Origin of the sequence: Microbacterium sp. MYb62, from assembly GCF_002979475.1 — a bacterium.
Classification (GTDB): domain Bacteria; phylum Actinomycetota; class Actinomycetes; order Actinomycetales; family Microbacteriaceae; genus Microbacterium.
In genome coordinates this window covers 154,273-179,660 of the sequence record NZ_PCOY01000001.1, presented here as the reverse complement: position 1 = coordinate 179,660, position 25,388 = coordinate 154,273, and the positions used below count along the sequence as shown (strand labels likewise).

Annotated in this window: 27 protein-coding genes; 14 read left to right on the top strand and 13 right to left on the bottom strand. The window is 68.4% G+C overall.

All coding sequences use genetic code 11. From position 1 onward, the window contains the following. Positions 1 to 9: 9 nt before the first annotated feature. The 3 genes from CQ042_RS00905 to CQ042_RS00895 are packed head-to-tail and all read right to left on the bottom strand — an operon-like array spanning position 10 to position 2,412. Positions 10 to 1,140, bottom strand: a complete 1,131-nt coding sequence (locus tag CQ042_RS00905; protein WP_105668354.1) for a DUF4349 domain-containing protein — start codon at positions 1,138 to 1,140, stop codon at positions 10 to 12. Next, positions 1,137 to 1,697, bottom strand: a complete 561-nt coding sequence (locus CQ042_RS00900) for an RNA polymerase sigma factor (protein ID WP_105668353.1) — start codon at positions 1,695 to 1,697, stop codon at positions 1,137 to 1,139. Before CQ042_RS00900 ends, CQ042_RS00905 begins: the two co-directional genes overlap by 4 nt. A gap of 55 nt (positions 1,698 to 1,752) precedes the next feature. Next, a complete protein-coding gene (locus CQ042_RS00895; RefSeq protein ID WP_258131898.1) occupies positions 1,753 to 2,412 on the bottom strand; it encodes a TIGR00645 family protein in 660 nt (219 codons plus the stop codon). A 198-nt stretch (positions 2,413 to 2,610) separates the two neighbouring features. Between CQ042_RS00895 and CQ042_RS00890 the strand changes: the two genes are divergently transcribed. Next, positions 2,611 to 3,618 (top strand): TerC/Alx family metal homeostasis membrane protein, encoded by a 1,008-nt coding sequence (locus CQ042_RS00890; protein WP_105668352.1) that lies wholly within the window; start codon positions 2,611 to 2,613, stop codon positions 3,616 to 3,618. Between the two features lie 24 nt (positions 3,619 to 3,642). On the opposite strand, the gene CQ042_RS00885 is transcribed toward CQ042_RS00890, so the two are convergent. Continuing rightward, complete coding sequence (locus tag CQ042_RS00885) at positions 3,643 to 4,956, bottom strand: LLM class flavin-dependent oxidoreductase (RefSeq protein WP_105668351.1); 1,314 nt, start codon at positions 4,954 to 4,956, stop codon at positions 3,643 to 3,645. Next, entirely contained in the window at positions 4,953 to 6,248 is a 1,296-nt protein-coding gene (locus tag CQ042_RS00880) for an O-acetylhomoserine aminocarboxypropyltransferase/cysteine synthase family protein (RefSeq protein WP_105668350.1), read from the bottom strand. The genes CQ042_RS00885 and CQ042_RS00880 overlap by 4 nt, the downstream gene beginning before the upstream one ends. A gap of 190 nt (positions 6,249 to 6,438) precedes the next feature. Here CQ042_RS00880 and leuC point away from each other — a divergent pair, with 190 nt between their 5' ends. From leuC to CQ042_RS00850, 6 genes are all read left to right on the top strand, one after another. Then, positions 6,439 to 7,884 carry a 3-isopropylmalate dehydratase large subunit gene (gene leuC, locus CQ042_RS00875; RefSeq protein ID WP_105668349.1) on the top strand — a complete coding sequence of 482 codons (1,446 nt, stop codon included), beginning with the start codon at positions 6,439 to 6,441 and terminating at the stop codon, positions 7,882 to 7,884. A gap of 3 nt (positions 7,885 to 7,887) precedes the next feature. Continuing rightward, a complete protein-coding gene (gene leuD / locus CQ042_RS00870) occupies positions 7,888 to 8,484 on the top strand; it encodes a 3-isopropylmalate dehydratase small subunit (RefSeq protein ID WP_105668348.1) in 597 nt (198 codons plus the stop codon). Between the two features lie 65 nt (positions 8,485 to 8,549). Next, positions 8,550 to 9,917: a UDP-N-acetylglucosamine 1-carboxyvinyltransferase gene (gene murA, locus CQ042_RS00865; RefSeq protein ID WP_046748442.1), complete on the top strand. Its 1,368-nt coding sequence runs from the start codon at positions 8,550 to 8,552 to the stop codon at positions 9,915 to 9,917. After that, positions 9,914 to 10,678, top strand: coding sequence for a 1-acyl-sn-glycerol-3-phosphate acyltransferase (locus CQ042_RS00860; RefSeq protein ID WP_105668347.1), 765 nt, complete (start codon positions 9,914 to 9,916; stop codon positions 10,676 to 10,678). Before murA ends, CQ042_RS00860 begins: the two co-directional genes overlap by 4 nt. After that, positions 10,668 to 11,801, top strand: coding sequence for an NAD(P)H-dependent glycerol-3-phosphate dehydrogenase (locus CQ042_RS00855; protein ID WP_105668346.1), 1,134 nt, complete (start codon positions 10,668 to 10,670; stop codon positions 11,799 to 11,801). Before CQ042_RS00860 ends, CQ042_RS00855 begins: the two co-directional genes overlap by 11 nt. Continuing rightward, on the top strand, positions 11,707 to 12,789 hold the full coding sequence (locus tag CQ042_RS00850) for a D-alanine--D-alanine ligase family protein (RefSeq protein WP_105668345.1): 1,083 nt from the start codon (positions 11,707 to 11,709) through the stop codon (positions 12,787 to 12,789). The genes CQ042_RS00855 and CQ042_RS00850 overlap by 95 nt, the downstream gene beginning before the upstream one ends. Positions 12,790 to 12,810: 21 nt before the next feature. Here CQ042_RS00850 and CQ042_RS00845 read toward each other — a convergent pair whose 3' ends face one another. Continuing rightward, on the bottom strand, positions 12,811 to 13,293 hold the full coding sequence (locus CQ042_RS00845) for a DUF3515 domain-containing protein (protein ID WP_105668344.1): 483 nt from the start codon (positions 13,291 to 13,293) through the stop codon (positions 12,811 to 12,813). A gap of 23 nt (positions 13,294 to 13,316) precedes the next feature. Here CQ042_RS00845 and thiL point away from each other — a divergent pair, with 23 nt between their 5' ends. Beyond that, on the top strand, positions 13,317 to 14,312 hold the full coding sequence (gene thiL / locus CQ042_RS00840; protein WP_105668343.1) for a thiamine-phosphate kinase: 996 nt from the start codon (positions 13,317 to 13,319) through the stop codon (positions 14,310 to 14,312). Here thiL and rsmD read toward each other — a convergent pair. Next, complete coding sequence (gene rsmD / locus CQ042_RS00835; RefSeq protein WP_105668342.1) at positions 14,282 to 14,899, bottom strand: 16S rRNA (guanine(966)-N(2))-methyltransferase RsmD; 618 nt, start codon at positions 14,897 to 14,899, stop codon at positions 14,282 to 14,284. The two genes, thiL and rsmD, sit on opposite strands and share 31 nt — an antisense overlap. 61 nt (positions 14,900 to 14,960) lie before the next feature. Between rsmD and CQ042_RS00830 the strand changes: the two genes are divergently transcribed. From CQ042_RS00830 to mutM, 6 genes are all read left to right on the top strand, one after another. Beyond that, on the top strand, positions 14,961 to 17,135 hold the full coding sequence (locus CQ042_RS00830) for an ATP-dependent DNA helicase RecG (RefSeq protein ID WP_105668341.1): 2,175 nt from the start codon (positions 14,961 to 14,963) through the stop codon (positions 17,133 to 17,135). A 30-nt stretch (positions 17,136 to 17,165) separates the two neighbouring features. Continuing rightward, positions 17,166 to 17,663, top strand: coding sequence for a pantetheine-phosphate adenylyltransferase (gene coaD, locus CQ042_RS00825; RefSeq protein WP_105668340.1), 498 nt, complete (start codon positions 17,166 to 17,168; stop codon positions 17,661 to 17,663). A 71-nt stretch (positions 17,664 to 17,734) separates the two neighbouring features. After that, complete coding sequence (locus CQ042_RS00820) at positions 17,735 to 18,283, top strand: DUF177 domain-containing protein (RefSeq protein ID WP_105668339.1); 549 nt, start codon at positions 17,735 to 17,737, stop codon at positions 18,281 to 18,283. Between the two features lie 2 nt (positions 18,284 to 18,285). After that, complete coding sequence (gene rpmF / locus CQ042_RS00815; RefSeq protein WP_105668338.1) at positions 18,286 to 18,495, top strand: 50S ribosomal protein L32; 210 nt, start codon at positions 18,286 to 18,288, stop codon at positions 18,493 to 18,495. 10 nt (positions 18,496 to 18,505) lie between these two features. Further along, a complete protein-coding gene (rnc, locus tag CQ042_RS00810) occupies positions 18,506 to 19,198 on the top strand; it encodes a ribonuclease III (RefSeq protein ID WP_105668337.1) in 693 nt (230 codons plus the stop codon). Beyond that, on the top strand, positions 19,191 to 20,057 hold the full coding sequence (gene mutM / locus CQ042_RS00805; RefSeq protein WP_105668336.1) for a bifunctional DNA-formamidopyrimidine glycosylase/DNA-(apurinic or apyrimidinic site) lyase: 867 nt from the start codon (positions 19,191 to 19,193) through the stop codon (positions 20,055 to 20,057). Before rnc ends, mutM begins: the two co-directional genes overlap by 8 nt. 3 nt (positions 20,058 to 20,060) lie before the next feature. Here mutM and CQ042_RS00800 read toward each other — a convergent pair whose 3' ends face one another. The 6 genes from CQ042_RS00800 to CQ042_RS00775 all read right to left on the bottom strand — a co-directional run bounded on the left by CQ042_RS00800 (position 20,061) and on the right by CQ042_RS00775 (position 25,190). Beyond that, the gene (locus tag CQ042_RS00800; protein WP_105668335.1) at positions 20,061 to 20,954 is read right to left on the bottom strand and encodes a M23 family metallopeptidase; all 894 of its coding nucleotides are present in this window, start codon (positions 20,952 to 20,954) and stop codon (positions 20,061 to 20,063) included. Continuing rightward, positions 20,951 to 21,475, bottom strand: coding sequence for a helix-turn-helix transcriptional regulator (locus CQ042_RS00795; RefSeq protein WP_105668334.1), 525 nt, complete (start codon positions 21,473 to 21,475; stop codon positions 20,951 to 20,953). The genes CQ042_RS00800 and CQ042_RS00795 overlap by 4 nt, the downstream gene beginning before the upstream one ends. Positions 21,476 to 21,519: 44 nt before the next feature. Beyond that, complete coding sequence (locus CQ042_RS00790; RefSeq protein ID WP_105668333.1) at positions 21,520 to 22,842, bottom strand: FtsX-like permease family protein; 1,323 nt, start codon at positions 22,840 to 22,842, stop codon at positions 21,520 to 21,522. Beyond that, positions 22,839 to 23,534 carry an ABC transporter ATP-binding protein gene (locus tag CQ042_RS00785; protein ID WP_105668332.1) on the bottom strand — a complete coding sequence of 232 codons (696 nt, stop codon included), beginning with the start codon at positions 23,532 to 23,534 and terminating at the stop codon, positions 22,839 to 22,841. The genes CQ042_RS00790 and CQ042_RS00785 overlap by 4 nt, the downstream gene beginning before the upstream one ends. Before the next feature lie 101 nt (positions 23,535 to 23,635). Continuing rightward, entirely contained in the window at positions 23,636 to 24,715 is a 1,080-nt protein-coding gene (locus tag CQ042_RS00780) for a GNAT family N-acetyltransferase (RefSeq protein WP_105668331.1), read from the bottom strand. Between the two features lie 190 nt (positions 24,716 to 24,905). Next, positions 24,906 to 25,190: a hypothetical protein gene (locus tag CQ042_RS00775; protein ID WP_105668330.1), complete on the bottom strand. Its 285-nt coding sequence runs from the start codon at positions 25,188 to 25,190 to the stop codon at positions 24,906 to 24,908. Positions 25,191 to 25,388: the final 198 nt, after the last annotated feature.

The window sequence follows — 25,388 nt, the reverse complement described above, 5'->3', positions numbered from 1 at the left end:
CCACGATCCTCAGATCTCGGCCTCGGCCTCGGTCTCCGCCGGTGCCCGCCCCGCGCGACGGTTTCGACGTGTCCGGCGGATCAGCCAGACGATCAGCACGACGATGCCGGCGATGGCGAGCCAGGGGAGGAGGAACCCGGCGGCGATGACCAGGGCGTTCAGCGACACCACGAGGCCGTTCCACCCGGCGAGCAGGCCATCGGCGAAGCCCGCGGGATCGGCGGCAGTCGGCGCACCCGACCTGGTCAACTGCACCTGGAGCGAAGACATCGCGACCTGATCGTCGAGCGCGGCGAGCTGCTGCTCGTACGACTCGAGCTGAGCCTGACGCTCGGTCAGAGCCACTTCCGCCTCGATCAGCTCCGAGACACTGCCCGACTGCGCCATGAGCTGCGTGAGCCTCTCGACCGATGCCTTCGTGGAGTCGACCCGCGCCCGCAGATCGATCGCGACGGAGGTCACGTCCTGCTTCGACGTGGAGGAGGACAGGACCTCTCCGGTGTCGCCGAGTGCGGTGATCACCTCGGGCAGATCCGCCGAAGGAACGCGGATGCTGATCCAGCCGTACGCCGAATCGGCGGGGGCGGGTTCGGCGGAGCCGTCGACCGCCATCGACTTTCCGATCTCGGTGCTCTCGACGTAGCCGCCATGTTCCTCGGCGAGCGCCGCGATCGCGGTCGCGGCGTCGGGGATGCTCGTCACCTGCACCGTGGCCTGCGCGGTCGCGATGATCTCGCGACCGTTGTCGGACACCGCCGTGCCCGGGAGCATCGCGCCGTTCAGGTCGGGGCTCAGGGCGCCGTCGGGCAGCGACTCCGGAGTCACACCGACGAGCCGCTCGGGGGAGGAGCCTGCGGAGTCGGCGGCGGAGTCGACGGGCATGCTGAGGCCTTCGGCGGTGACCGAGGAGGAGCCGCCGACGGCCCCGAGGATCGGCGGAGTCACGAGGACGCCGATCACGAATGCCGCGGCGATGCCTCCGCCGGTGAGCCAGCGTCGCCGGCGAGCACGGGACTTCGCCATGACCGGACGTGCAGGGGCCCGTTCGGTGGCGATCTCGGTGAAGACCGCGTCCTCGATGCGGGCGATCGTCTCGTCCGACAGCGTGGGCAGCTCCTCGCGGGTGGTCTGGTCGTTCATGCGTCTCTCACTTCCTTCACGGCGCCGCGCAACTGCGTGCGCACTCGGGAGAGACGGTTCCGCACGACGGCGTGGGACACGCCGAGCTCTTCGGCCGCCGCCTGATAGGCATAGCCCTCGGACGCGCACAGACGGAAGATCTCGCGGTCCAGGTCGCCCAGTGTGCCCACCTCGGCCGCGATCCGCGCGGCCAGCTCCGCGGTGATCACCTGCTCCTCCACGGTGACCGTGTCCGGGAGCAGGGTCTCGTCGACGGCTTCGGCCGTGTGCGCCTGATCGCGCCGACGCTGCCGAAGCCGGTTGGCGGCGTGGAAACGGCAGATCGTGGCCAGCCAGGGCAGGATCGACTCGCCGCGCAGCTCGAGGTCGGGGAGCTTCCGCCAGGCGACGACGAAGGTCTCCTGCGTCACGTCCTCGGCGTCGGCCGGCGAGGCGAGGATCCCTTGCGCGATCCAGTACACGGGTCGTACGTGTGCGCGGTACAGCGCGCGGAAGGCGTTCTCGTCGCCGGCCGCGGCCGCCGCCGCCCATTTCTGATCACTTGTCTGCAGGGGCATCCTGTTTCCGTTCGGTGTCTCTCACCAGGGAAGTGTCGATGGATGCCCCATCGTCTCAGATCGCGTGCGCGGGGCTCTGGGCGGCGTCGTGTGCCGCCTTCGCCGTGCTCTGCGACATCTTGTCGATCCAAGCGAGCGCGAGCGCGGAGAAGATGAACACGCAGTGGATCACGACCTGCCAGAGCACGCCGGTCGGGGTGTACTTCTCGCCGTCGGTGCTGATGCCGCCCTCGCCCATGCCGCCGACTTCGATGAAGGTCTTGAGGAGGTGGATCGACGAGATGCCGATGATCGCCATGGCGAGCTTCACCTTGAGGACGTTCGCGTTCACGTGCGAGAGCCACTCGGGCTGGTCGGGGTGCCCGTCCGTGTCGATGCGGGAGACGAAAGTCTCGTATCCGCCGATGATCACCATGATGAGCAGGTTGGCGATCATGACGACGTCGATCAGGCCGAGGACCGTCAGCATGATCGTGGCTTCGTCGATGTGCGTGATGTCGCCGAACACGTCTTCGGCGATCAGGTGCCACAGCTCCACCATGAAGACCACGACGTAGACGACCTGAGCGACGATGAGTCCGAGGTAGAGCGGAGCCTGCAGCCAGCGGCTGACGAAGATCAGTGATCCGATCGAGCGGGCCCAGGGATTGCGAGGAGTGGCCTCGAGCGGTGCGATGCCGTGCTCGGGGTTCTGGAGGGGAGAGGTCGAAGTCACGCCGACTATTTCACCATGTCGCTACTCGTCGGTGCCACGGCTCCGGTAGCATTGCCCGGGCGAGAGGGAGTATCCCGAATCCGCGCGTAACGTCATCACGAGCACCGTCATCGCTGCTCCGGGCGCGCGCCGCACGTGTGTGCGGGGGAGAGACTTTCGACTCATTCCCGACCCCTCCGCGAAAGGTGCAGTGCGCCCTTGGAAATCCCCGTCTGGTTCGAGATCACCTCGATGGTCGTCCTCACGATCATCCTGATCGCCGACCTGCTCCTCATCCGGCTGCGGCCGCACATCCCCTCGACCAAGGAATCCACCCTCTGGGTGGTGTTCTACGTCGGCCTCGCGCTGTTGTTCGCGGTGCTGCTCGGCAACGTCGGAGGCTGGCAGAACGCGGGTGACTTCATCACCGGCTGGGCGCTGGAGTACAGCCTGTCGATCGACAACCTGTTCGTCTTCGTCCTGATCATGGCCCAGTTCGCGGTGCCGCGGCGTCTGCAGCAGCAGGTGCTCATGGTCGGCATCATCATCGCGCTCATCCTGCGCGGCCTCTTCATCCTCGCCGGCGTCGCGATCGTCGAGAACTTCTCGCCGATCTTCTACATCTTCGGCGCGTTCCTGATCTGGACGGCGATCCGTCAGGCCATGCCGGACGGCGACCACGAGGGCGAGGTGCAGCGCGAGAACTTCATCGTGCGGCAGCTCCGCCGCCGCGTCGACATCAGCGAGACGTACGACGGGTCCAAGATCCGCACCACGGTCGACGGCAAGCGCATGTGGACGCCGATGGTGATCGTCTTCATCACGATCGGCGTGACCGACCTGATCTTCGCGATCGACTCGATCCCCGCGATCTTCGAGATCACGACGAACGGCTTCCTCGTGTTCGCGGCGAACATCTTCGCGCTCATGGGTCTGCGCCAGCTGTACTTCCTCCTGGGCGACCTCCTGGACCGCCTGCGCTATCTGCATTACGGCATCGCCGTCATCCTCGGCTTCATCGGCATCAAGCTGATCCTGCACGCCCTGCATGTCAACGAGCTCCCGTTCATCAACGGCGGCGAGCACGTCGAGTGGGTGCCGGACATCAGCAACATGGTCTCGCTCGGCGTCATCCTGGCTTCGATGACGATCGCGACCGTCGCGAGCCTGATCGCCTCCTCTCGCGAGAAGCGTGCGGAGAAGAAGAAGGCCGCAGTCAGCGAGTAGCCCGGCAACGGACCTGCGCCCGACTCAGAATCGGCGCAGGTTCGCCTGCAGGCCGCCGTCCGCATAGTCCCGACGAAGGATGCCGCGGCGGCGGAGGACAGGCACGAGCTCGTCCAGCGTGCGGTGCAGGGTGACCGGATGGAAGTCGCCCCAGAGCAGGACGCCGTCGTTCCCCCACTCGCCGAGCTCTTCGATCAGGTCGGCGAACTCGTCGGCGGTGCCGACGAATCCGGTGCGGTCCGCGATCCGTCCTGTGCGGGCGAGTGCTGTCAGATGTGCGCGGAGCGGGGCGTCTTCCCCACGGTCTCCGATCAGGCGCTGGATGCTTCCGCGCGACACATGGGCTCCGAAGACGGAGAGGTCGAGCGGCCTGTCGAGATCGAGTGTCGTCAGATCGGTCTCGAGATCGCTGGACTGCTTGCGGGCGATCTGCACGAGCGCTGCATCGTCCGGGTGCGCGGACGCCGCCACGATGCGATCGGCCTCCTCGCTCGACGACGTGATCACGGGCTGGATGGCGAAGAGGATCTTGATGTCTTCGGGCCGGCGTCCTCTCGCGATCGCCGCCTCGTGCACCTTGGCGCGGTAGTCCCGCACGGACTTCTCGTGCAACGGAGCGAGGGCGAGCTGGACATCGGAGTTCGCGCCGGCGAAACCGAGCCCTCGGCCGGAGCCGCCGGGGGAGACGATCGCGGGGTCCCCGTCGGTGAAGGGCACGGCGTTCAGCGGGCCGTCGAAGGCGAAGTACTCGCCCCGGTGCTCGACCGTCCGCAACCGGGTTCCATCGGCGAAGACGCCGGTCTCCCGATCAGCGACGAGGGCGCCGTCGTCCCAGCTGCGCCAGAGCGCGCGGATGCCGGCGAGCCACTCCTCGGCGCGATCGTAAGCCTCGTCGTGCCCGAGCTGGGGCGCCTCGGAGAAGTGCCGGGCGCTACCGGTGTCGGTGACGACGTTGAGGCCCAGCCGATGTCCGCTCAGGTGCTGCAGCGTCGCGAACTGCCGCGCGGCCGTGTACGGCAGGTACGCCGCGGGGTTCACCGTCGGCACGACGCCCAGGTGCCTGGTCGCCTGGAAAAGGTAGGGAGCGAGCAGGAGTGGATCGAGCTTCGGCCCTCCGAACGCGTGCCGGACACGCAGGTCGATCGTCGATGGCGAGCCCAATGAGGGTGCGTCCTCGATGATCACGAGGTCGAAACCCGCCTGTTCGAGAGTGCGGGCGGCGTCCTGATAGATCTCGGGGCGCGTCCAGTCGTAGTCCCAGTCGAGGGACGGATAGCCCCAGCCCTGGGGTCCGAAGCCGCGGGCGAGGAACCAGCCGAAGTGCTGGGGGCGACTCATGCCACCGTCTCCCGCACGCCCTGGAGCACCTGGGACAGGTCGGAGAGAAGATCGTCGACGTCCTCGATGCCGATCGACAGCCGGAGGGTTCCCGGCCGCACGCCGAGGATCTCGCGCTCCTCCTCGGTGCGCTGGGCGTGACTCGTGGTCCCGGGGTGCAGCACCAGCGAGCGCACATCTCCGATGTGGGTCATGTGGGTGAAGACCTGCACGTGCTCGACGAATCGGCGTGCCGCCGGGAGCCCCCCTCGCAGGGTGAAGGTGAAGATGGAGCCGAATCCGCCGTCGAGGTATCGCTTCCCGAGCTCATGATCGGGGTGCGAGGGGAGTCCGACGTAGTCGACGCTCTCGACGGCCTCGTGCGCTTCCAGCCACTGGGCGATCCGGAGGGCGTTCCGCGACTGCCGCTCGACGCGCAGCCCGAGCGTCTCCACACCCTGCCCGATCAGGAACGCGTTGAGAGGGGAGGGCGAGGCGCCGAAGCGTGGTGCCACCGACTCCCGGGCGTAGGCGATGCGGGCGCGACCTCCCTGGCGGGCGAAAACGCTGGGGGCGTCCCCTCGCCCGGGGAGTACGAGGTGCGGCGCGTTGTGGCCCGCGCGCTCGGCATCGAAGCGCCCGTCGTCGATGATCACACCGCCGAGCACGGAACCATGTCCGGCGAGGAATTTCGAGGCGGAATGGACCACGATCGCCGCGCCGTGCTCGAGCGGACGCAGGAGCGCCGGTGTCGCCAGTGTGTTGTCGACGATCAGCGGGATCGCATACTCATCGCCGATGGTGCTGACGGCGCGGACATCGAGGACGTCGTTGCGCGCGTTCGCGAGAGACTCCGCGAACAGTGCGCGGGTGTTCGGACGGATGGCCGCGCGCCAGGCCCCGGGATCGGCGATGTCGTCGACGAATGTCGTCTCGATGTCGAGCCTCGCCAGGTTGTCGAGGAACAGCCCCCTGGTGCCCTCGTAGATGTGGGTCGACGAGACGATGTGATCGCCGGCGCCCACGACCGTGAGCAGGGCGGTGACGACCGCCGCCTGTCCGCTGGCCACGAGCACCGCATCCGCACCGGATTCGAGTGCCGCGAGCTGGCGCTCCACGGCGCGCACGGTGGGGTTGCCGGTGCGGGTGTAGCCGAAGCCGGCTCCGGTGCTGAAGTGATCCGCCGCATGGTCGAAGTCGTCGAACTCGAAGCCCGCCGTCAGATAGATCGGGGTCGCGCGGGACGATGCCGTCTCGCGGCTTCTCGCTGCATGGACCGCACGGGTGGCGAAGCGGGCGGTGTCGACGGTCATGCGGTGCCTCTCGGTCGTTCGGGTGCTCAACAGAGTGTCATGACGGGTCGGAGCACGTCCGAGCGGTGGTAATCTGACGTCATGCGGACCGTCCTCCTTCTTCTTAGGCGCCGCGACGAGACCTCGTTCTGAGCCCCTCCTCGTCGCGGAGTCCATCGTGGGCCGAACCGCCAGCCTCAGGAGACACGCAATGACCACCCCCGCAAACGGTGCCGATTCCGCACGCCGCAGGACGCTCGCCGAGAAGGTCTGGGACGACCACCTCGTCGTCAAGGGCGAGAACGGCGAACCCGACCTCATCTACATCGACCTGCACCTGGTGCACGAGGTCACCAGCCCGCAGGCCTTCGACGGTCTGCGCAGCGAGGGACGCCCCCTCCGTCGTCTCGATCTCACGATCGCGACCGAGGATCACAACACGCCGACCTGGGAGATCGACAAGCCGATCGCCGACCTGACCAGTCGCACGCAGATCGAGACGCTGCGCCGCAATGCCGCCGAGTTCGGTGTGCGCCTGCATTCGCTGGGCGACGCGGAGCAGGGCATCGTGCACGTGGTCGGACCCCAGCTCGGACTCACCATGCCCGGTATCACCGTCGTCTGCGGCGACTCCCACACCTCGACGCACGGGGCCTTCGGCGCCATGGCCTTCGGCATCGGCACCAGCGAGGTCGAGCACGTCATGGCCACGCAGACGCTGCCGCTGAAGCCGTTCAAGACCATGGCGATCAACGTCGAGGGCACACTGCGCTCCGGGGTCACCGCGAAGGACATCATCCTCGCGGTCATCGCCAAGATCGGCACCGGCGGCGGGCAGGGCTACGTGCTCGAGTACCGCGGCAGCGCGATCCGCGCCCTCTCCATGGAGGGGCGCATGACGATCTGCAACATGTCGATCGAAGCGGGAGCCCGCGCCGGCATGGTGGCCCCCGATGAGACGACGTTCGCCTACCTCGAGGGTCGACCGCATGCGCCGAAGGGGCAGGACTGGGACGACGCCGTCGCCTACTGGCGCACCTTGCCGACCGACGACGGCGCGACGTTCGATGCCGAGGTGTTCATCGACGCCGACCAGCTCGAGCCGTTCGTGACGTGGGGGACGAACCCCGGCCAGGGCAGCTCGCTGTCGTCGTCGGTCCCGAATCCCGCCGAGATCATCGACCCGAACGAGCGGGCGGCCGCCGAGCGGGCACTCGAGTACATGGATCTCACCCCGGGGACTCCTCTCAAAGAGGTGCCGGTCGATGCCGTGTTCATGGGATCGTGCACGAACAGCCGCATCGAGGATCTGCGTGCCTTCGCGTCGATCATCCAGGGCAAGAAGAAGGCCGACGGCGTGCGCGTCATGGTCGTGCCCGGATCCGCCAGAGTGCGTCTGGAGGCCGAGGCGGAGGGCCTGGACAAGATCATCAAGGACTTCGGCGCGGAGTGGCGGTTCGCCGGCTGCTCCATGTGCCTGGGCATGAACCCCGATCAGCTCGCGCCGGGGGAGCGGTGCGCTTCCACCTCGAACCGCAACTTCGAGGGCCGTCAGGGCAAGGGAGGGCGCACACATCTCGTCTCTCCCCTCGTCGCTGCGGCGACCGCGATCCGCGGCACCCTGTCCAGCCCGAGCGACCTGACCGAAGGGTTCTGAATCATGGAGAAGTTCATCACTCACACGGGCATCGCCGCCCCGCTGAAGCGCTCGAACGTCGACACCGACCAGATCATCCCCGCCGTCTTCCTCAAGCGCGTCACGAAGACCGGGTTCGAGGACGCCCTGTTCCACGGCTGGCGTCAGGATCCCGAGTTCGTTCTCAACCAGTCACCTTTCCAGGGCGCGTCGGTACTGGTCGCCGGATCGGACTTCGGTACCGGATCCAGCCGTGAGCACGCCGTCTGGGCGCTGCGGGACTTCGGCTTCAAGGTCGTGCTCAGCCCCCGCTTCGCCGACATCTTCCGCGGCAATTCGGGTAAGCAGGGGCTCCTCGCCGCGACGATCTCGGAAGAGGATCTCGAGCGGATCTGGGCCGAGATCGACCGGAATCCCGGGGCGCAGATGACGGTCGACCTCCAGGCGCGCTCGGCGTCGATCGGTGACGTCCAGGCCGAGATCGGGATCGACGATTACACTAGATGGCGGCTCCTCGAAGGGCTCGATGACATCGGGCTCACGCTGCGCAATGAAGACAAGATCGCGCAGTTCGAGGCCCGTCGCGAGTCGTGGCGGCCCCGAACCCTTCCCGTCCAGTAGACGGAGGGGGCGGGGGAGCCAGGGGCAACCCGCCCCCGAAATCCGTGAATGAAGTGAGGCTCCGAATGACGACACCTGTGCGCGACGCTCTTCCGGACGGAGTCCCCGCACTCACCGGAGACGTCCTCGCCATTCGAGGTGGGCGACCGCTTCGCGGTCGCGTCGACGTCAAGGGCGCGAAGAACCTGGCCACCAAGGCCATGGTCGCCTCGCTCCTCGGCGAGACCGTGAGCACCCTGCGCGACGTGCCGGCGATCAGCGACGTCGCCGTGGTGCGCTCGCTGCTCGAGGTGCACGGTGTGCGGGTCTCGGAGGGGGACGAGCCGGGTTCGCTCGTGTTCGACCCGAGCGATGTCGAGTCCGCCCACTTCGAGGAGATCGACGCCCACGCCGGCGCCTCCCGCATCCCGATCCTGTTCTGCGGCCCGCTCCTGCACCGTCTCGGTCAGGCGTTCATCCCCGACCTCGGCGGATGCCGCATCGGCGACCGTCCCATCGACTTCCACCTGGATGCGCTCCGCAAGTTCGGCGCGATCGTCGAGAAGCTCCCGAGCGGTATCCGCCTCTCGACAGGCGGTACCCGCCTGCACGGAGCGAACATCCACCTCCCGTACCCCAGCGTCGGTGCGACGGAGCAGGTGCTCCTCACCGCCGTCCGCGCCGAGGGCGTGACGGAACTGCGCAACGCCGCCATCGAGCCCGAGATCATGGATCTGATCGCCGTGCTGCAGAAGATGGGGGCGATCATCTCCTACGAGCCGAACCGCGTCATCGTGATCGAGGGCGTCGAGAAGCTCCGTGGGTACGACCACCGGTCGATCTTCGACCGCAACGAGGCCGCGTCCTGGGCTTCCGCCGCTCTCGCGACCGACGGCGAGATCTTCGTCGGCGGCGCCAAGCAGCAGGAGATGCTCACGTTCCTCAACGTCTTCCGCAAGGCGGGCGGCTGGTTCGACATCCAGGAGGACGGCATCCTGTTCCGTCGCGATGGCGACATCAAGCCCGTCGTCATCGAGACCGACGTGCACCCCGGCTTCATGACCGACTGGCAGCAGCCGCTCGTGGTCGCGCTGACCCAGGCCCACGGCCGCTCCGTCGTGCACGAGACCGTGTACGAGAACCGGATGGGCTTCACCGATGCCCTGGTCAAGATGGGCGCCGACATCGTCGTGCACCCGCGTGGTCTGCAGGACGGCCCTCGCCGTGTTCCGCGCCGCGACCTCGAGCAGGCCGCCGTCATCACCGGGCCCACGCCGTTGCACGGTGCGGACATCGTCGTCCCCGATCTTCGCGGCGGCTACAGTCACGTCATCGCGGCGCTCACGGCCACGGGCGAGTCGAAGGTCTCGGGTGTGGACATCCTCAGCCGCGGCTACGAGAAGTTCCTCGCCAAGCTCGACGCGCTCGGCGCCGACTTCGACGTCATCCGGTGACGGCAGTGACGTCCCGGTCGACGGAGACGAAGCGGCCGAGCGTCTTCTGGCCGCTCGCGGCGCTGGTGATCCCGCCGGTCTCCCTGATCGCGAAGATCCGTGTCGAAGGGGCGGAGAAGCTTCCGCAGCAGGGCGCGTTCATCCTGGCGCCGAACCACTACTCGGAGTTCGATCCGCTCGTCGTGGCCGTCGCCGTATGGCGTGCCGGTCGCGCCCCACGTTTCATGGCCAAGGAGAGCCTCTTCAAGGTGCCGGTCCTCGGCTGGTTCCTCCACCGCACCGGGATGATCCCGGTCGCACGCACCTCCTCGGCCTCCTCCGCGCGCCAGACGATGAAGCAGTCGGAAGAGCTCGTCGAACACGGCCGCGGGGTGATCGTCTACCCGGAGGGCACGCTCACACGTGACCCCGATCTGTGGCCGATGCGGGGAAAGTCCGGCGCGGTGCGTCTGGCCCTCGCCGACGGCATCCCACTGATCCCGATGGCGCAGTGGGGCACGCAGGCGATCATGGGCCGCTATCAGAAGGGGCTCAGCCTCTGGCCGCTGCGCAAGCCCGTCAGGGTCATCATCGGAGACCCCGTCGACGTCTCGGATCTGCGCGGACGCGCCGGAGAGCCTGCGGCCCTCAACGAGGCGACCAACCGGCTGATGAATGCGATCACCGCGCTCCTCGAGGAGCTGCGCGACGAGAAGGCTCCGGCGGAACGATGGAACCCGGCCAGCCACGGCCAGAAGGAGACCGGACGCCTTGACTCCTAAGAGAACCGCTCCGGTCGGTCCGCGGGCCACGGTCATCGGCTCGGGCAGCTGGGGCACGACTTTCGGCAAGATCCTCGCGGATGGCGGAGCGCAGGTCACGATGTGGGCGCGCCGCGCCGAGCTCGCGCAGGAGATCAACGAGGCCAAGCGCAACTCACGCTACCTGCCCGGCATCAACCTCCCGCGCACCATGGCGGCCACACACGAGCTCGCAACCGCTCTCGACGGGGTCGACCAGGTCTATCTCTCGGTGCCGAGCCAGTCCCTACGCGAGAACCTGAAGGCGCTGCGGCCACTGCTCGCAGAGAGCGATGCGAAGGTCATCAGCCTCATGAAGGGCGTCGAGCGCGGAACCGGGCTGCGCATGAGCCAGGTCATCCAGCAGGAGCTGCGCTGCGACCCCGATCGCATCGCCGTCGCCTCCGGTCCGAACCTCGCGCTGGAGATCGCCCGAGAGCAGCCGACCGCCGCCGTGATCTCCTCGCGCAGCCAGGAGACGGCCGAGATCGTCGCGCGCGCGGCGCGGAACAGCTACTTCCGCACGTTCGTCAACACCGATGTGATCGGCACGGAGTTCGGGGGAGTGCTCAAGAACCTCATCGCGGTGGCGATCGGCATCGTCGACGGCGTCGGCTATGGCGAGAACACGAAGGCCTCGATCATCACCCGGGGTCTGGTCGAGATGACCGACTTCGCCGTCGCGAACGGTGCGCACCCGGAGACCCTCCAAGGCCTCGCCGGGCTGGGCGACCTCATCGCCACGTGCCAGTCGCCGTTGAGCCGCAACAACACCGCCGGGCGCCTGCTCGGCCAGGGCTACAGCTTCCAGGACGTCGTGAAGCAGATGCAGCAGACGGCGGAAGGCCTGGCCTCGGTAGCGCCCATCCTGCAGCTGGCGCGCGAGGCCGAGGTCGACATGCCCATCGTCGAGCAGGTGAAGATGGTGCTCGACGGCAAGATGGATCCGCGAGACATCGCACCCCACCTGACGACGGACGACGACACCCCGCAGGGTGAGAGGACCAACCATGGACAAGCAGATGGTGGTGGTGCTCTTCGGCGGGCGCTCCAGCGAGCATTCGATCAGTTCCGCAACGGCGGGGGGCGTGCTGGGAGCGATTGACCGCGACCGCTATGACGTGATCCCCGTCGGGATCACCCGTGAAGGTGCGTTCGTCCTCGAAGACGACGACCCCGCGAAGTTCCCGTTGGACGCCGCACACCTCCCCGAGGTGGCCGACAACGGCACGCGCGTGCTGTGGCCGGAACCGGGTGGGGACCGCACGCTGCGTGTCGCGCACCCCGGCGGCGCCGTCGAGGGACTCGGCGAGATCGACGTGGTGCTGCCGATCCTGCACGGACCTCACGGCGAAGACGGCACGATCCAGGGCTACTTCGACACCCTCGAGGTTCCGTATGCGGGTGGGGGAGTCCTCGACTCCGCCCTCTGCATGGACAAGCACTTCATGAAGATCGCGCTTCAGGCTGCGGGCATCACCGTCGCGCCGTGGGTCACGGTGCGTCGCAGGGACTGGGATCGGGATGCCGCCGACGTCCGTGTCCGGGCTGCAGCGCTCGGCCTTCCCCTGTTCGTGAAGCCCGCACGCGCGGGCTCGAGCGTCGGCGTGTCCAAGGTGGACGACACCGATGAGCTCGATGCCGCGCTCGCGGTGGCGTTCGCCGAAGACGACAAGGTGCTGATCGAGAAGGGTGTGAGCGGCAGGGAGATCGAGGTCGCCGTGCTCGAGACCGCGGACGGCGTCCGAGCATCGCTGCCGGGTGAGATCGTGCTCACGTCTCGCGGCTTCTACGATTTCGAGGGCAAATACCTCGGTGGCGACGGCGTCGATGTCGTGTGCCCGGCCGCGTTGACCGAGGCCGAGACGGCGGCGATCCAGGACGCGGGTCTGCGGGCGTTCGAAGCGGTCGACGGCCGCGGCCTCGCACGGGTCGACATGTTCCTCACGCCGACGGGCGATCTCGTCGTCAACGAGCTGAACACGATGCCCGGTTTCACGCCGATCTCGATGTTCCCGAAGTGCTGGGTCGCATCCGGCCTGAGCTACGGCGACCTCATCACCGAGCTCGTCGAGGCCGGCCTGCGCCGCTGACCACGACGTTCCCCGTGGGCGTCAGCTCGCGGGGAACTCCACGCGATCCGTGCATCTCGCCGTGGCCGGCGCGAGTCCGGACTGGATGCTCTTGGAGAGGGTGTCCACGATCGACTGGAAGTCGACCTGCTCTCCGCGACGGATGTTGACCTCGATCGCGGGGTCGCGTCCGTAGGTGACGAGTCGCTGCCGCTGCTCCTCCTGCTCGAGCACCAGCCAGTCGACTCCGCCGAGCGTGGTGCACACCAGAGCGGACGGGGCGGGAGGATCGACGCCGCAGCGCAGCACCACCGTGGGCTCGCCCCAGGCTCCCGTCGCCTGTGCGTCGGTCCACACGCGGTCGAGATCGCCGACGGTCTCAGGGAGCAGTACCGAGACGTTCGCGCACGCGGGGTCGTTCGCATCCGCGGCGGGTTCGAGGTGCACGGTGGTCGAGCAGCCGGCGAGCATCGCGGCGAGGGCCACTGCGCCTCCGAGGACAGCGAGGCGACGGGAACGGTGCATGCTTCCAGGCTACCTTTGACAGCATGCCCTCCCGACCCGATGCCGACGATCCGCGCCTGGGCGATGTGTCCGAGGGGCGCATCCTCCACGCGATCCTGACCCGGACGCCTGCAGCCTCCCACGCGCTGATCGGCCCGGGTGACGACGCAGCCGTCATCGCCGCACCGTCGGGATCCGTGGTGGCCACGACCGACACGCTCGTGCACGGACCGGACTTCCGCCTCGCCTGGTCCAGCGGGTACGACCTCGGCTGGAAGGCCGCCGCCGTGAACCTCGCGGATGTCGCGGCGATGGGAGCGCGCCCGACTGCGCTGCTGGTGGCTCTGGCTGTACCGCGTGACCTGCGCCTCTCGTTCGTGGAACGGCTCGCCGATGGCTTCCGCGACGCGTGCGCCGCGCTCGCGCCCGGATGCGCCGTCGTCGGCGGTGACCTGACGGTGTCGGACGTGCTGACCGTCGCGGTGACGGCTCTCGGAGATCTCGAGGGCAGAGCGCCGGTGACACGGGGTGGTGCGCGCCCCGGCGACGTCGTCGCCGTCGCCGGAGAGCTCGGTCACGCCGCGCACGGCCTCGCCGTGCTGTTCGGCCGCTTCCGCGATGGCGACGTGCCTGTGGCGGTGGACACCTCCGTGCTCGCCTCGGGGGAGACCGCCGCGCTCGCGGCACAGCTGCGGCCTGCGCCACCCATCGGTCTCGGCGCAGTGGCGGCGACGGCCGGCGCCACCGCGATGATGGACATCTCCGACGGGCTCGCGCTCGATGCGCGCCGGATGGCGGAGGCCTCGGGCGTCACGATCGCTCTCGACCGGGCACTCCTCGGGGACGATCCGGAGCGGGCGATCGCCGGGGGCGAGGACCACGCGCTGCTCGCGACGTTCCCGGAGGGGGTTCTGGCTCCGGGATTCCGGATCATCGGCGCTGTGCGCCGCCGGGGGGAGGAGGATCTGCTCTGCGACGACCTCCCCGTCGACATCAGCGGTTGGGACCCCTACCGCGACTGGGACTCGGTCGGAGGCTGATCCTCCGCCGACGGGTTCTCCTCGTCGGAGGCGGGTTCGGCCCACCACAGCGTGGTGTCGCCGTAGGACTTCTCGCGGAACGGCTCCAGCCCTGCGGCCGCGAAATCCGGCGGGGTGGAGCGGCGTGCACGCTCGACCACGACGACGGCGTCCGCGGACAGGAGCGGGGCGAGCGCCACGAGATCCGCGGTCATCGATGCGTCGGCCAGGTCGTAGGGCGGATCGGTGAACACGAGGTCGAAGGGGCCGGTCGCCCGCTGCAGGAAGGCATGGACAGCGCCTTCGTGCACGCGGCCCGCCGTCATCCCGCCCGCCTTCGCGACGACCTCGGCGTTGCGCCGGACGATCGCCGCGGCCTGGCGCCCCCGCTCGACGAACTCGGCACTCGCCGCGCCTCGGCTGAGGGACTCGAGACCGAGGGCCCCCGATCCGGCGTACAGGTCGAGCACCCTGGCGCCGGTGATCGCGCTGAGCGATTCGAGTGCGCCGAAGAGGGACTCGCGCACCCGGTCGCTGGTCGGTCGGGTTCCCGATCCCGGTACCTCGAGTCGCGCGCCCCTGGCGCTGCCTGCGATGATCCTCGTCACCCGTTCACGATACGACAGCCGGGGTGTCCGACGTGTCGGTCGTGTTCCCTAGACTCGGAGCATGTCGCTCACGCTCGATTCCTCGCTGGAGGATGCGCTCGGTGCGGCGTCTGCCAAGACGCTCGGACGCGCGTTCGGCATGCGGAGTGTCGGCGATCTGCTCGCGCACTACCCCCGGCGCTATGCCGATCCGGGCGAGCTGACCCCCATTCGCGACCTTCCCCTCGGGGAGACGGTGACGATCGTCGCCGAGGTGCTGTCGTCGAGCTTCCGGCGCATGCGCAATCGGCCAGGGGCGATGGTCGACGTCGTGATCGGCGATGGGATCGGCCGCATGTCGCTCACCTTCTTCGCGAAGAACGTCGGCGCGGCCGAGTGGCGATCGAAAGACCTCGCGGTCGGGCGACGCGGCGTGTTCTCCGGCAAGGTCGGCGAATTCAACGGCGCGACCCAGTTCGCGCATCCCGAGTACGAGCTCTTCGACGACGAGGACTCGGCGCGGCGCAGTGCCGACGCACGCGCCGCCGTGCCGATCCCGATCTATCCCGCCACCTCGACCATCCAGACCTGGCAGATCGCCCGACTCATCGGCCGGGTGCTGGACGACCTGTCCGCTGCGCCGGACCCCCTGACGGCGGAGATCCGTGAGCAGGAGGAGCTGCTCACGGCGCGAGAGGCGCTGGAGCTGATCCATCGTCCGCGCACGCGCAACGACATCGACCCCGCCGTGCGCACGCTGCGGATGCATGAGGCTCTCACGCTCCAGACAGCGCTCCTCCAACAGCGCGACGCGGTACGCGCCCTTTCCGCCACCTCCCGCCCCGCTCTTCCCGGGGGCGTGCTCGAGCGATTCGACGCCGCGCTCCCGTACACGCTCACGGCCGATCAGGAGACGGTCGGGCATCAGATCGCCGCCGACCTGGTCGGAGCCTGGCCGATGAACCGCCTCGTGCAGGGCGAGGTCGGATCCGGCAAGACCCTCGTGGCACTCCGTGCGATGCTGCAGGTGGCCGAGAGCGGTGGGCAGGCGGCATTGATCGCGCCCACCGAGGTACTGGCGGGCCAGCACCTGCGTTCGATCGCGAAGATGCTGGGGCCGGACCTCGCTCCTCTCCTCATGCCGACCCTCCTCACCGGCCAGATGCCGGCTGCCGAGCGCCGCAAAGCGGCCTTGCGCGTCGCGTCGGGGCAAGCGCTCATCGTGGTCGGCACGCACGCCCTGCTGGGGGAGAAGACGACCTTCGCCGATCTCGGACTCGTGGTCGTGGACGAGCAGCACCGGTTCGGGGTGGAACAGCGGGAGGCGCTGCGTGCGAAGGGCTCGAGTCCGCACGCGCTGGTCCTCACTGCGACGCCGATCCCGCGGACGGTGGCGATGACGGTGTTCGGCGACCTCGACACGTCGGTCATCCGCACGATGCCGGCTGGGCGTGCCGGCATCGAGTCGTTCGTCGCTCCGCTCGCCGAGCATCCCGCCTGGTTCAATCGCGTCTGGGAACGCGCCGCCGAGGAGATCGCCCAGGGCCGACAGGTGTTCGCCGTCTGCGCGGCGATCGACACGACGAAGAAGACGGCGGAGGTGGGGGAGCAGCCGACGCTGGCGCCGGAGGGCGCGGCGGGCCCGCGTTGGGGTGTCGTGCAGCTCGACGAGGCGCTGTCCACCCACCCCATGCTCGGAGGACTGCGCAGGGCCGTGCTGCACGGGCGGATGCCGTCGGACGAGAAGGACGCGGTGATGCAGTCGTTCGCCCGCGGCGACATCGATCTGCTCCTGGCGACCACCGTGATCGAGGTCGGTGTCGACGTGCCCAACGCCTCGACCATGATCGTGCTCGACGCCGACCGTTTCGGCGTCTCCCAGCTCCACCAGCTTCGCGGCCGAGTCGGGCGAGGCGGCGTCCCCGGACTCTGTCTGCTCGTGACGGAAGCCGAGGCGGGATCGCTCGCACGTGACCGCGTCGATGCCGTAGCGGCGACACTCGACGGCTTCGCCCTCGCGGAGGTCGATCTGGAGCTGCGCGGGGAAGGCGACGTGCTCGGGGCCGCGCAGGCCGGCGTGCGCTCCTCGCTGAAGCTCCTGCGCGTCGTCAAGGACGCGGCGCTCATCACACGGGCACGCGACGTGGCGGAGGGCATCCTCGCCGCCGACCCCGATCTGGCCGACCACCCGGGACTGCGCGAGGCGATCGGCAGACGGGTGAGCGACGAGGATCGTGCGGCGCTGGCCAAGAACTGACACCGTTCTGCCGTGCCCTAGGCTGGAACCATGAGCAGCCGGATCGCCGTCGTCCCGGGTTCCTTCGATCCGCCTACGCTGGGTCATCTCGATGTGATCCGGCGTGCAGCCGCTCTCTACGACGAGCTGCATGTCCTGGTGGTGCACAACCCCGGCAAAGAGGCGATGCTGCCGATCGCGCAGCGTCTCTCACTCCTGGAACGCTCGATCGCGGATGACGGCATGCCCGGCAACATCGTGATCGGGTCCTGGAGCATGGGCTTGCTCGTGGACTACGCGCGTGATGTCGGCGCCGGAGTGCTCGTGAAGGGCATCCGATCGCAGATCGACGTCGCTTACGAATCCCCGATGGCGATCGTCAACCGGCACCTGGCCGACATCGAGACTGTGTTCCTCCTCCCCGACCCGTCCCACGCGATGGTGTCGAGCTCTCTCGTGCGGCAAGTCGCATCGCTCGGTGGCGACGTCACTCCGTTCGTGCCCTCGGCCGTGGCGGAGTTCCTGGACACCGGTTCGCGCGGCATCTGAACCCTCCGCTCGAACCCGGAGTCAGCGCGGCTCCAGGTGAGGCCCGGTAGCATGGTCGGGTGCGCTCTCGAATGAACGGCCCTTTCGTCCTCCCCGTCCGTGACATCGTCCGGCGCCCGGGAGAGATGCGCGAACATGAGTTCACCGTCGCTCTCGCGGAAGCGTGGGGTGAGGGCATCGTGTCCTACGAAGCGGGTTCCGAACTCGATCTCGACGTGCGGTTGGAGTCCGTTCACGAAGGCATTCTGGTCTCCGGAACGGCCGATGCGGAGTACGCCGGAGTGTGCGGCAGATGTCTGATCGACATCACCCGGCCGGTCGAAGTCGAGTTCCAGGAGCTTTTCGCGTATCCTGGTGAGGAAGAAACTGACTTCGAGGTTCAAGACGACCACGTGGATCTTGAAACTCTCGTCAGGGATGCGGCCGTACTGGCACTTCCTTTTCAGCCGGTGTGTCAGCCGGATTGCCCGGGTCTTGACCCGAAAACGGGTGAGCGACTGACCGTGAGCACCGGAACGGAGCAGGCCGCTCCCATCGATCCTCGGTGGAGCGCGCTCCAGAACATCACAGACCAAGACGGCACGGAAGAATCTCGTGCCGCCGAGAAAGAAGAGAGCTAGTCATGGCTGGTAACCCCCCGAAGCGCAAGGTTTCCCGTTCGAACACCCGCTCGCGCCGCGCGCAGTGGAAGGCGGCGCCCATCGCGCTCGTCAAGACCATCGAGAACGGCAAGGTCGTCTACAGCCGTCCGCACCAGGCGAAGGTCGTCACCGACTCGCAGGGCACCGAGCTGTTCCTCGAGTACAAGGGCCGCAAGGTCGCCGACGTCTGAGTCGCGTACTGTGACGGAGGTCCCCGGGGGGACGAGGCCTCTCCCAGAGAAGCTCCGCGTCGACATCGACGCGGAGCTTCTGGAGTTGGCCCTCACCCACCGCTCCTACGCGTATGAGCACGGCGGCATCCCGCACAACGAGCGCCTGGAGTTCCTCGGCGACTCCGTGCTCGGGCAGGCGGTCACGGTGATGCTCTTCACGACCCATCCCGATCTCGATGAGGGTGAGCTGGCCAAGCGACGCGCCAGCGTCGTGTCCACCGTCGCCCTCGCCGAAGTCGCGCGTGTCATCGATCTCGGCAGCCATCTGCTGCTGGGACGCGGTGAGGAGCAGACCGGGGGTCGCGACAAGGATTCGATCCTGGCCGACACGATGGAGGCCGTGATCGGCGCCACGTACCTCTCGGCCGGACCCGACGCGGCGACCGAGCTCGTGCTGCGTCTGACGAAGCCGTTGCTGGCGGATCCGGAGCGCTACGGCGCGGCGATGGATCCGAAGACGAGCCTGCAGGAGCTCGCGGCGCGGGTCGGCGCGACACCGCCGCAATACTCGGTCGAGGCGAGCGGACCCGATCACGACCGCCGCTTCACCGCGACGGTCGCTGTCGGCGACGTTCGCATGACCGGTACCGGCAGCAGCAAGAAGACCGCGGAGATGGCGGCGGCCCTCAGCGCCTGGCGCACGCTCAGCGAGCGTGCCTGAGCTTCCCGAGGTCGAGGTCGTTCGCGCGGGCCTCGAACCGGCGGCCGTCGGCTCCGTGATCACCTCCGTGAGCGTCTTCGACGAACGAGCGCTCACGCGGCACCTCGCCGGTGCGGCGGATTTCGCCGGCAGGCTCGAAGGCGCGACGTTCACGGCGGCGCTCCGTCGCGGGAAGTTCCTCTGGCTTCCGCTCGACGACGCGGAGTCCGCGCTGATCGCGCACCTCGGGATGAGCGGGCAGATGCTGCTGCGCGCCCCCGACGCCGATGCCGAGCGGCACGAGCGCGTGCGCATCGGCATCGAGCACCCTGTGCACGGCGAGCTCGCAATCGTGTTCTCCGACCAGCGGACGTTCGGCTCGCTCGCCGTCGACGCCCTCATCGCGGACGGCGGATCGCGGATCCCGACGCAGGTCGCGCACATCGCGCGTGACCCGATGGACGACCACTTCGACGATGACGGGTTCCGTTCGGCCCTCTCGCGGCGGGGGAGCGCGATCAAGCGTGTGCTCCTCGATCAGGGTGTCGTGAGCGGGATCGGCAACATCTACGCGGACGAATCCCTCTGGGCGGCGCGCATCCACCCGGAGACGCCGGCGAATCGTCTCTCGACGCCGGCGGTGCGCCGACTCCTGGCAGAGGTGCGTATCGTCCTCGCGAAGGCGCTGGCCGAGGGCGGCACCAGCTTCGACGCCCAGTACGTGAACGTCAACGGGCAGGCCGGGTACTTCGCGCACTCGCTGAATGCCTACGGGCAGCAGGGCCAACCCTGTCCGCGCTGCGGCACGCTCATCGTGCGCGAGCAGTTCATGAACCGTGGCTCGCATTTCTGCCCGCGGTGCCAGCGCCCGGCGCGCTGAGCCTCACGACACCGAGGGGCTCGGCCCTGCTGCCGGGTGCGGAAGGCCCATCGTGGTCATGTGCTGGCCGGTCTCGGGCAACGCCGCGACGTGCTCCGGGCCGTCATCGAGCGAGACGGCGGTGAACGCCATCGGCAGTCCCTGTGCGGTCCACGGCGAGACGCGGTCCATGAGCTGCGCATGCACATGAGGCTCACTGCTGTTCCCGGAGTTCCCGCAGCGGGCGATCTGCTCTCCGGTGCGCACCGTGTCACCGACGCGGACGGCGATCGAATGCCGCTGCAGATGCGCGACCGTCGCGTACTCACCGTTCGCCCCGCGGATCGTGACGTGGTTTCCCAGGATGAAGCCGGGGCCTCCGAGCTCTCGCACCGCGCCTTCGAACAGCATGTAGATCAGGGCGAGGGTGCTCGCGCGGGCGCGGTGGTCTCGCCGCCAGTCCGTTGCGCGCACGACGGTCCCGTCGATCATCGCGAAGACGGCTTCGCCGAACGCGGGAAAGTCCTGCGGGCGACGCAGCGCCGGACCGTCGCCGAAAGCCGGACGATCCCCGTCGGTCGGCTCGTGGACGAGATCGATGGCATACGCCTGCCCGTACATGCGGATCCCGTGGCTGGGAACCTTCGTCGCCGGGCTGTTCATGCCCAGCCACCGGCCGGACACGGGGGAACCGATCACTGCGGTGTCGCGCGTGGGGAGGAGTCGGGGGCCGACGAAGACGAGCAGAATGCTCACCGCGAGCGCGCCGAGTGCGACCAGGCTGATCACGCCTCGTGCCTGGCGGGAGCCGTCCCCGAGCGGGATTCCGCTGCTGAGAGCCGACACGATCAGTGCGAGGGCGGCGATCCCGTAGACCGGTCCGCGTAGGCGGTAGGCCGCGACGAGGGCGCGCCTCACCGCTCCGCTCCCAGCACGCAGGCCAACAGCGGCACGATGCGGGCGGCCGGTACCTCATAGCTGCCGCGCCCGCTCTGACGCACCCACCCGGCAGAGACGAGCTGTCGAAGGTGATGGTGCAGCTGCCCCGTCGTCCCGAGACCGTCGATCGCGGCGAGGTCGGCAGTGGCCTGTACACCCGCGAGAATATGACGGAGCAGCTCGATGCGTACCGGGTGGCCGAGTGCGGCGAACACCGCGGCGCGTTCCGTCCAGGTCGTCTCGATCTGGCCCGTCGTGCCGACGGTCTGCTGCCAGGAGACCGGACCGCCGGCCGGCAGTGTCAAGGCCCCGACCAGCATGACCGCTCCCTGCTCCGTGGACGGATCGTCGGCACGTCGCTCCTCCAGACCGTTCAGAGCCCAGAATCCATCGTGCGTGGCGGTGGCGCCGCTCGGGGCTCGCAGGCCTTGTTCCAAGGCATCGACACGCTGGGTCAATGCGATCAGCTCTTCGCGGAGGGGGGAGATCTCATCGCTCATGGTCGAATAGTACGTTAATACGTACTATTCGACCAAAGCGGCGATCATGCGGCCTGGAAGGCCCCTCGGAGCAGCGGACGGGTGGCCCAGGTGCTCGCCCACACGACGCCGATGCCGATCGCGACCACCGCGGCGATCGTGAACAGGGAGATCGGGGCCGTGATCAGAGCGATCCCGACCAGAGGGAACACGAGGACGGCAGCGACCAGAGCCGATCCGATCGCCGTGACCAGCAGTGGCGACATGATCGCGCGGCGGCGAGCACGATCCACGGTCTCGATCGGCATGCCGAGGTGATGGAGGCTCCGGTGCAGCTCACGCTGGTCGAGGATGTCCGACGCCTGGTTGACGCCGACCGATGCCGCCACCATCAGGAACGACCCGATGAGTGTGATGATGAGTCCGGTGCGGATGTCGTCGGCGAGCGCGAGGTCCGACGCTGCCGCCTCGGAGCTGCTCATCGAATTGAGTATCGCGACCCCGGTGCCTGCGAAGACGGCCATGAAGCTCGCCATCGAGATCCCGCCCACTTGACGCCACGCCGCCTGGGGGGAATCGAGGACGATGCGGGCCGCGAGCAGCCGCTCGGGCTGCTCGGCGCGCCTCAGCTGCCCGGATGCCGAGACCTTGAGGACCCAGGGCCCGACGAGGTTGAGCACCCCCAGTGCGACGCCGAAGAGTGCGGCGAGCACGACGATCGTCATCACGACTCCGCCGATCGAGGGAAACACCTTGATGAGCACGAAGGCGATCGCGATCGCTCCGGCGGCGACCACGGCGCGGATCCAATGCGCCTTCGAGGCCACGGTCCGCGTGCGGACTCCGAGTGGGGAGATCACGACCCGACGGAGCCCGATCACGGCGCTCGTCGCCGCGAGGACGAGCACGCCCGCGAACACCAAGGAGATCTGCTGCGGAGGGAGGATGACTGCCGCGAAACCGAGAGGCTCGCCTCGGAAGGGGATCAGCCCGATGAGTGGGCTGAGTGCGACGTGCCCGACGACTCCGGCGAGAGCTCCGGCGGCTGCGACGAGAACCGACTCCGCCACGGTGGCGACCGTCACGCCGGCGGGGGAAACCCCGAGCAGGCGGAGCGTGGACAGCCTCTCGTCGCGTCTACGGGCGGAGAGCCTCGCCGCCGCACCGCCGAGTGACATCAGGGGCACCACGAGGAGGACGAGGGCGATGGCAGCGAGCGCCTGATAGATCGGGGCATACTCGTCGGTCCAGCCCCAGAAGGACTGCGCACCTCCGATCACGGTGAGAACGAGCGTCGTCACGACGCCGAAGGCGACCACCGGCAATGCGAGGACGCTGTTCTGCCCGGGCGCGGGGCGCAGGAGCAGGGCGAGGACGGCGCGGTTCATGCCGCCACCGCCGATGAGACGATGCGTCCGTCGCGCACCGCGATCGTGCGGGTGCAGCGGGCCGCGACCTCGGGATCGTGGGTCACCACCACGAGGGTGCGTCCCTGGCCGGTCGTCGACCAGAGGAGCGCGTCCATCACCTCGGAGGACGTCTGCGAGTCGAGGGCGCCGGTGGGCTCGTCGGCGAACACGAGCTCCGCACCGGTGGCCTGGGCGCGGGCGATCGCAACGCGCTGCGCCTGACCACCGGAGAGCTCGCCGATGCGGCGGTCCTCCATGCCGGCGAGACCGAGCGCTGCGAGCCAGGATGCTGCATGGTGCGCCGCGTCCTTTCGGCGGATGCCGTTGATCATCGATGCGAGGGCGACGTTCTCCACCGCTGTCAGCTCCGGGATCAGCAGACCCTGTTGGAAGACGAAGCCGAATCGCTCGCGTCGCAGCCGGGAGCGCGCGCTCTCGCCGAGTGCCGTGACCTCGATGGGAGCACCTTCGGCGGGGCGGAACACGACGCTGCCGGCATCGGGCGGGGTGATCCCGGCCAGCACGTGCAGGAGCGTGGTCTTGCCGGAGCCGGACGCCCCCATGATCGCAACGGACTCGCCGCGGTGGATGGCGAGATCGACGCCGGCGAGAGCGCGCGTCGTCCCGAAGTTCTTGGTGAGGGCGTGGGCTTCGATCACGGGAATGTTCATGACTCCAGCCTCATCACTCGCCCCTCCGATGTCGTCGGTCGGCTGGATGACGATGCGGACCCGATGTCATCCCGAAGAATGAGATCGGGTCCGCACAGCCGTCAGATCTTCTTCTGCCATGCCCCCGTGTACGACACCGGGAGGAAGCCGATCGACTCGTTGATGCTCAGCATCGGCCGGTTCTCCTCCGCGTTGAAGGTGGAGACGACGGTCGAGAGAGGCATCAGCTCGCGCCAGCGGAGCAGATTCGCGCACTTCACGATCATGCCGAGGCGGTGCCCCCGATGGTCCTTGCGCACCAGGGTGCCGTACTGATCCGTGACGCCGGTGCGATCCGCGGCGATCAGCAGCTCGTTGTACGCGACGAGCTCCCCCGTCGGCACGTGCTGCACGGCGACCACGGAGACGGCCTGTCCCGCGCGAAGAATCCTCTCCTCGCGGCGGGCCACGCGATCGGCGTCCCAGCTCTCCTCCGCGAAGTCCATGTTTCCGCTCGGCGCATCTGTCGACAGCCGGGCGAGGACGGCAGCGAAACCGTCTCGCAGCTCGGGTGGCGTCGGCATGTTCCACTCGAGGACGCGGTAGTCGTCTCCGGCGAACGCTGTCGCATCCGCCAGGGCCTGTCGCAGCGGTGCGGCGTCGCCGTGCAGGTCGTACTCGCTGTTGCGCTCGACCTGTTCGAGAACGAAGCCGCTGGCCTCGGCCAGGTCGGAGAGCGGCGTCGCCGGGATGCGTCCCCACCCGGTCCGCGGCACGAGCATCCGGTCGACTTCGACCGGACGATGCAGGCTCCAGGTCTGCAGGATGCTCCGGTCGTGAGCGCGGGCCTCCGCTTCTGCTCGTGCGAGCAGAGCATCCTCGACGCCCTTCCCCCACTGTGCCCGGGGAACCAGCATGTCGAACTCCGCCGCGCGTGCGTCCTCCTCCAGCGCGAAGAACATCGTGATCATGCCGACGATCTCGTCACCGATGCGGGCGACGAATCCCCGATGGAGTCCATCTGTCTCGTCTTGCCATTCCGGCAGCATCTGCACCGCATCCGGTGCGAGGTCGGGGAGCCCGACCATCTCATCGCAGATCTGTCGGTTCAGCGCGGCACAGGCGTGGAAGTCTGCGGCGTCTTCGGCGTCCAGGGAGACCGGCACGATCAGCGGGCTGATCGTCGGTTCGACGGTCGTCATGTGCGTTTCCTTCATGTCGGAGTTGTCGGGTTGGGAGGAGTGGCCGACTCGAGTCGGGGGCAGGGGAACGGAGGAGCGAGACCGGTCGATGGTGCGTGGCCCCTCTGCGCTGTCCGCACCCGCTCGCACGGAGCGAGCGGATGCGGACAGCGGTGACTGATCCGAGGCGATGTGCATGATCGGCCTCCGGTCAGCGCATTCCGCGCTGCATGTCGTACGTCAGCAAGGCGTACGACTCGGCTGCAGACCGGTGCCGCTGCTCCCCGAGCAGGAACAGGTCGGCCGGATCGATGTGCAGGCTGCGACGCTGTCGCGGTGGACGTTGCGCCCGCTGGAACAGCCAGAGGCCGATCCGGAGGGAGACGCGATCCATGAGCGAGAGCTGACGCAGCTCGTCGGGACGGGGGATCTGGAGGACCTCGCGGTCCTCGATATCGGGCGGGTGGGAGACGCTGCGGTGCAACGTGGTGTTCACGATGATTCCTTCGGAAGGGTTGGTGATGGATGGGGTGCGGAAGCACCGCACCTCGACGGCGGCAGCAGTCGGGACGGCGCGGAAGGATGCGGCTCGTCGGCGCCACGGAACGTGGGTGCCGAGGGCGGCGGGAGATCCATGATCTGAAGACAGATCAGAGGGTGGGGCGCGAAGGAATCGACCGGAGAAGACCCACTA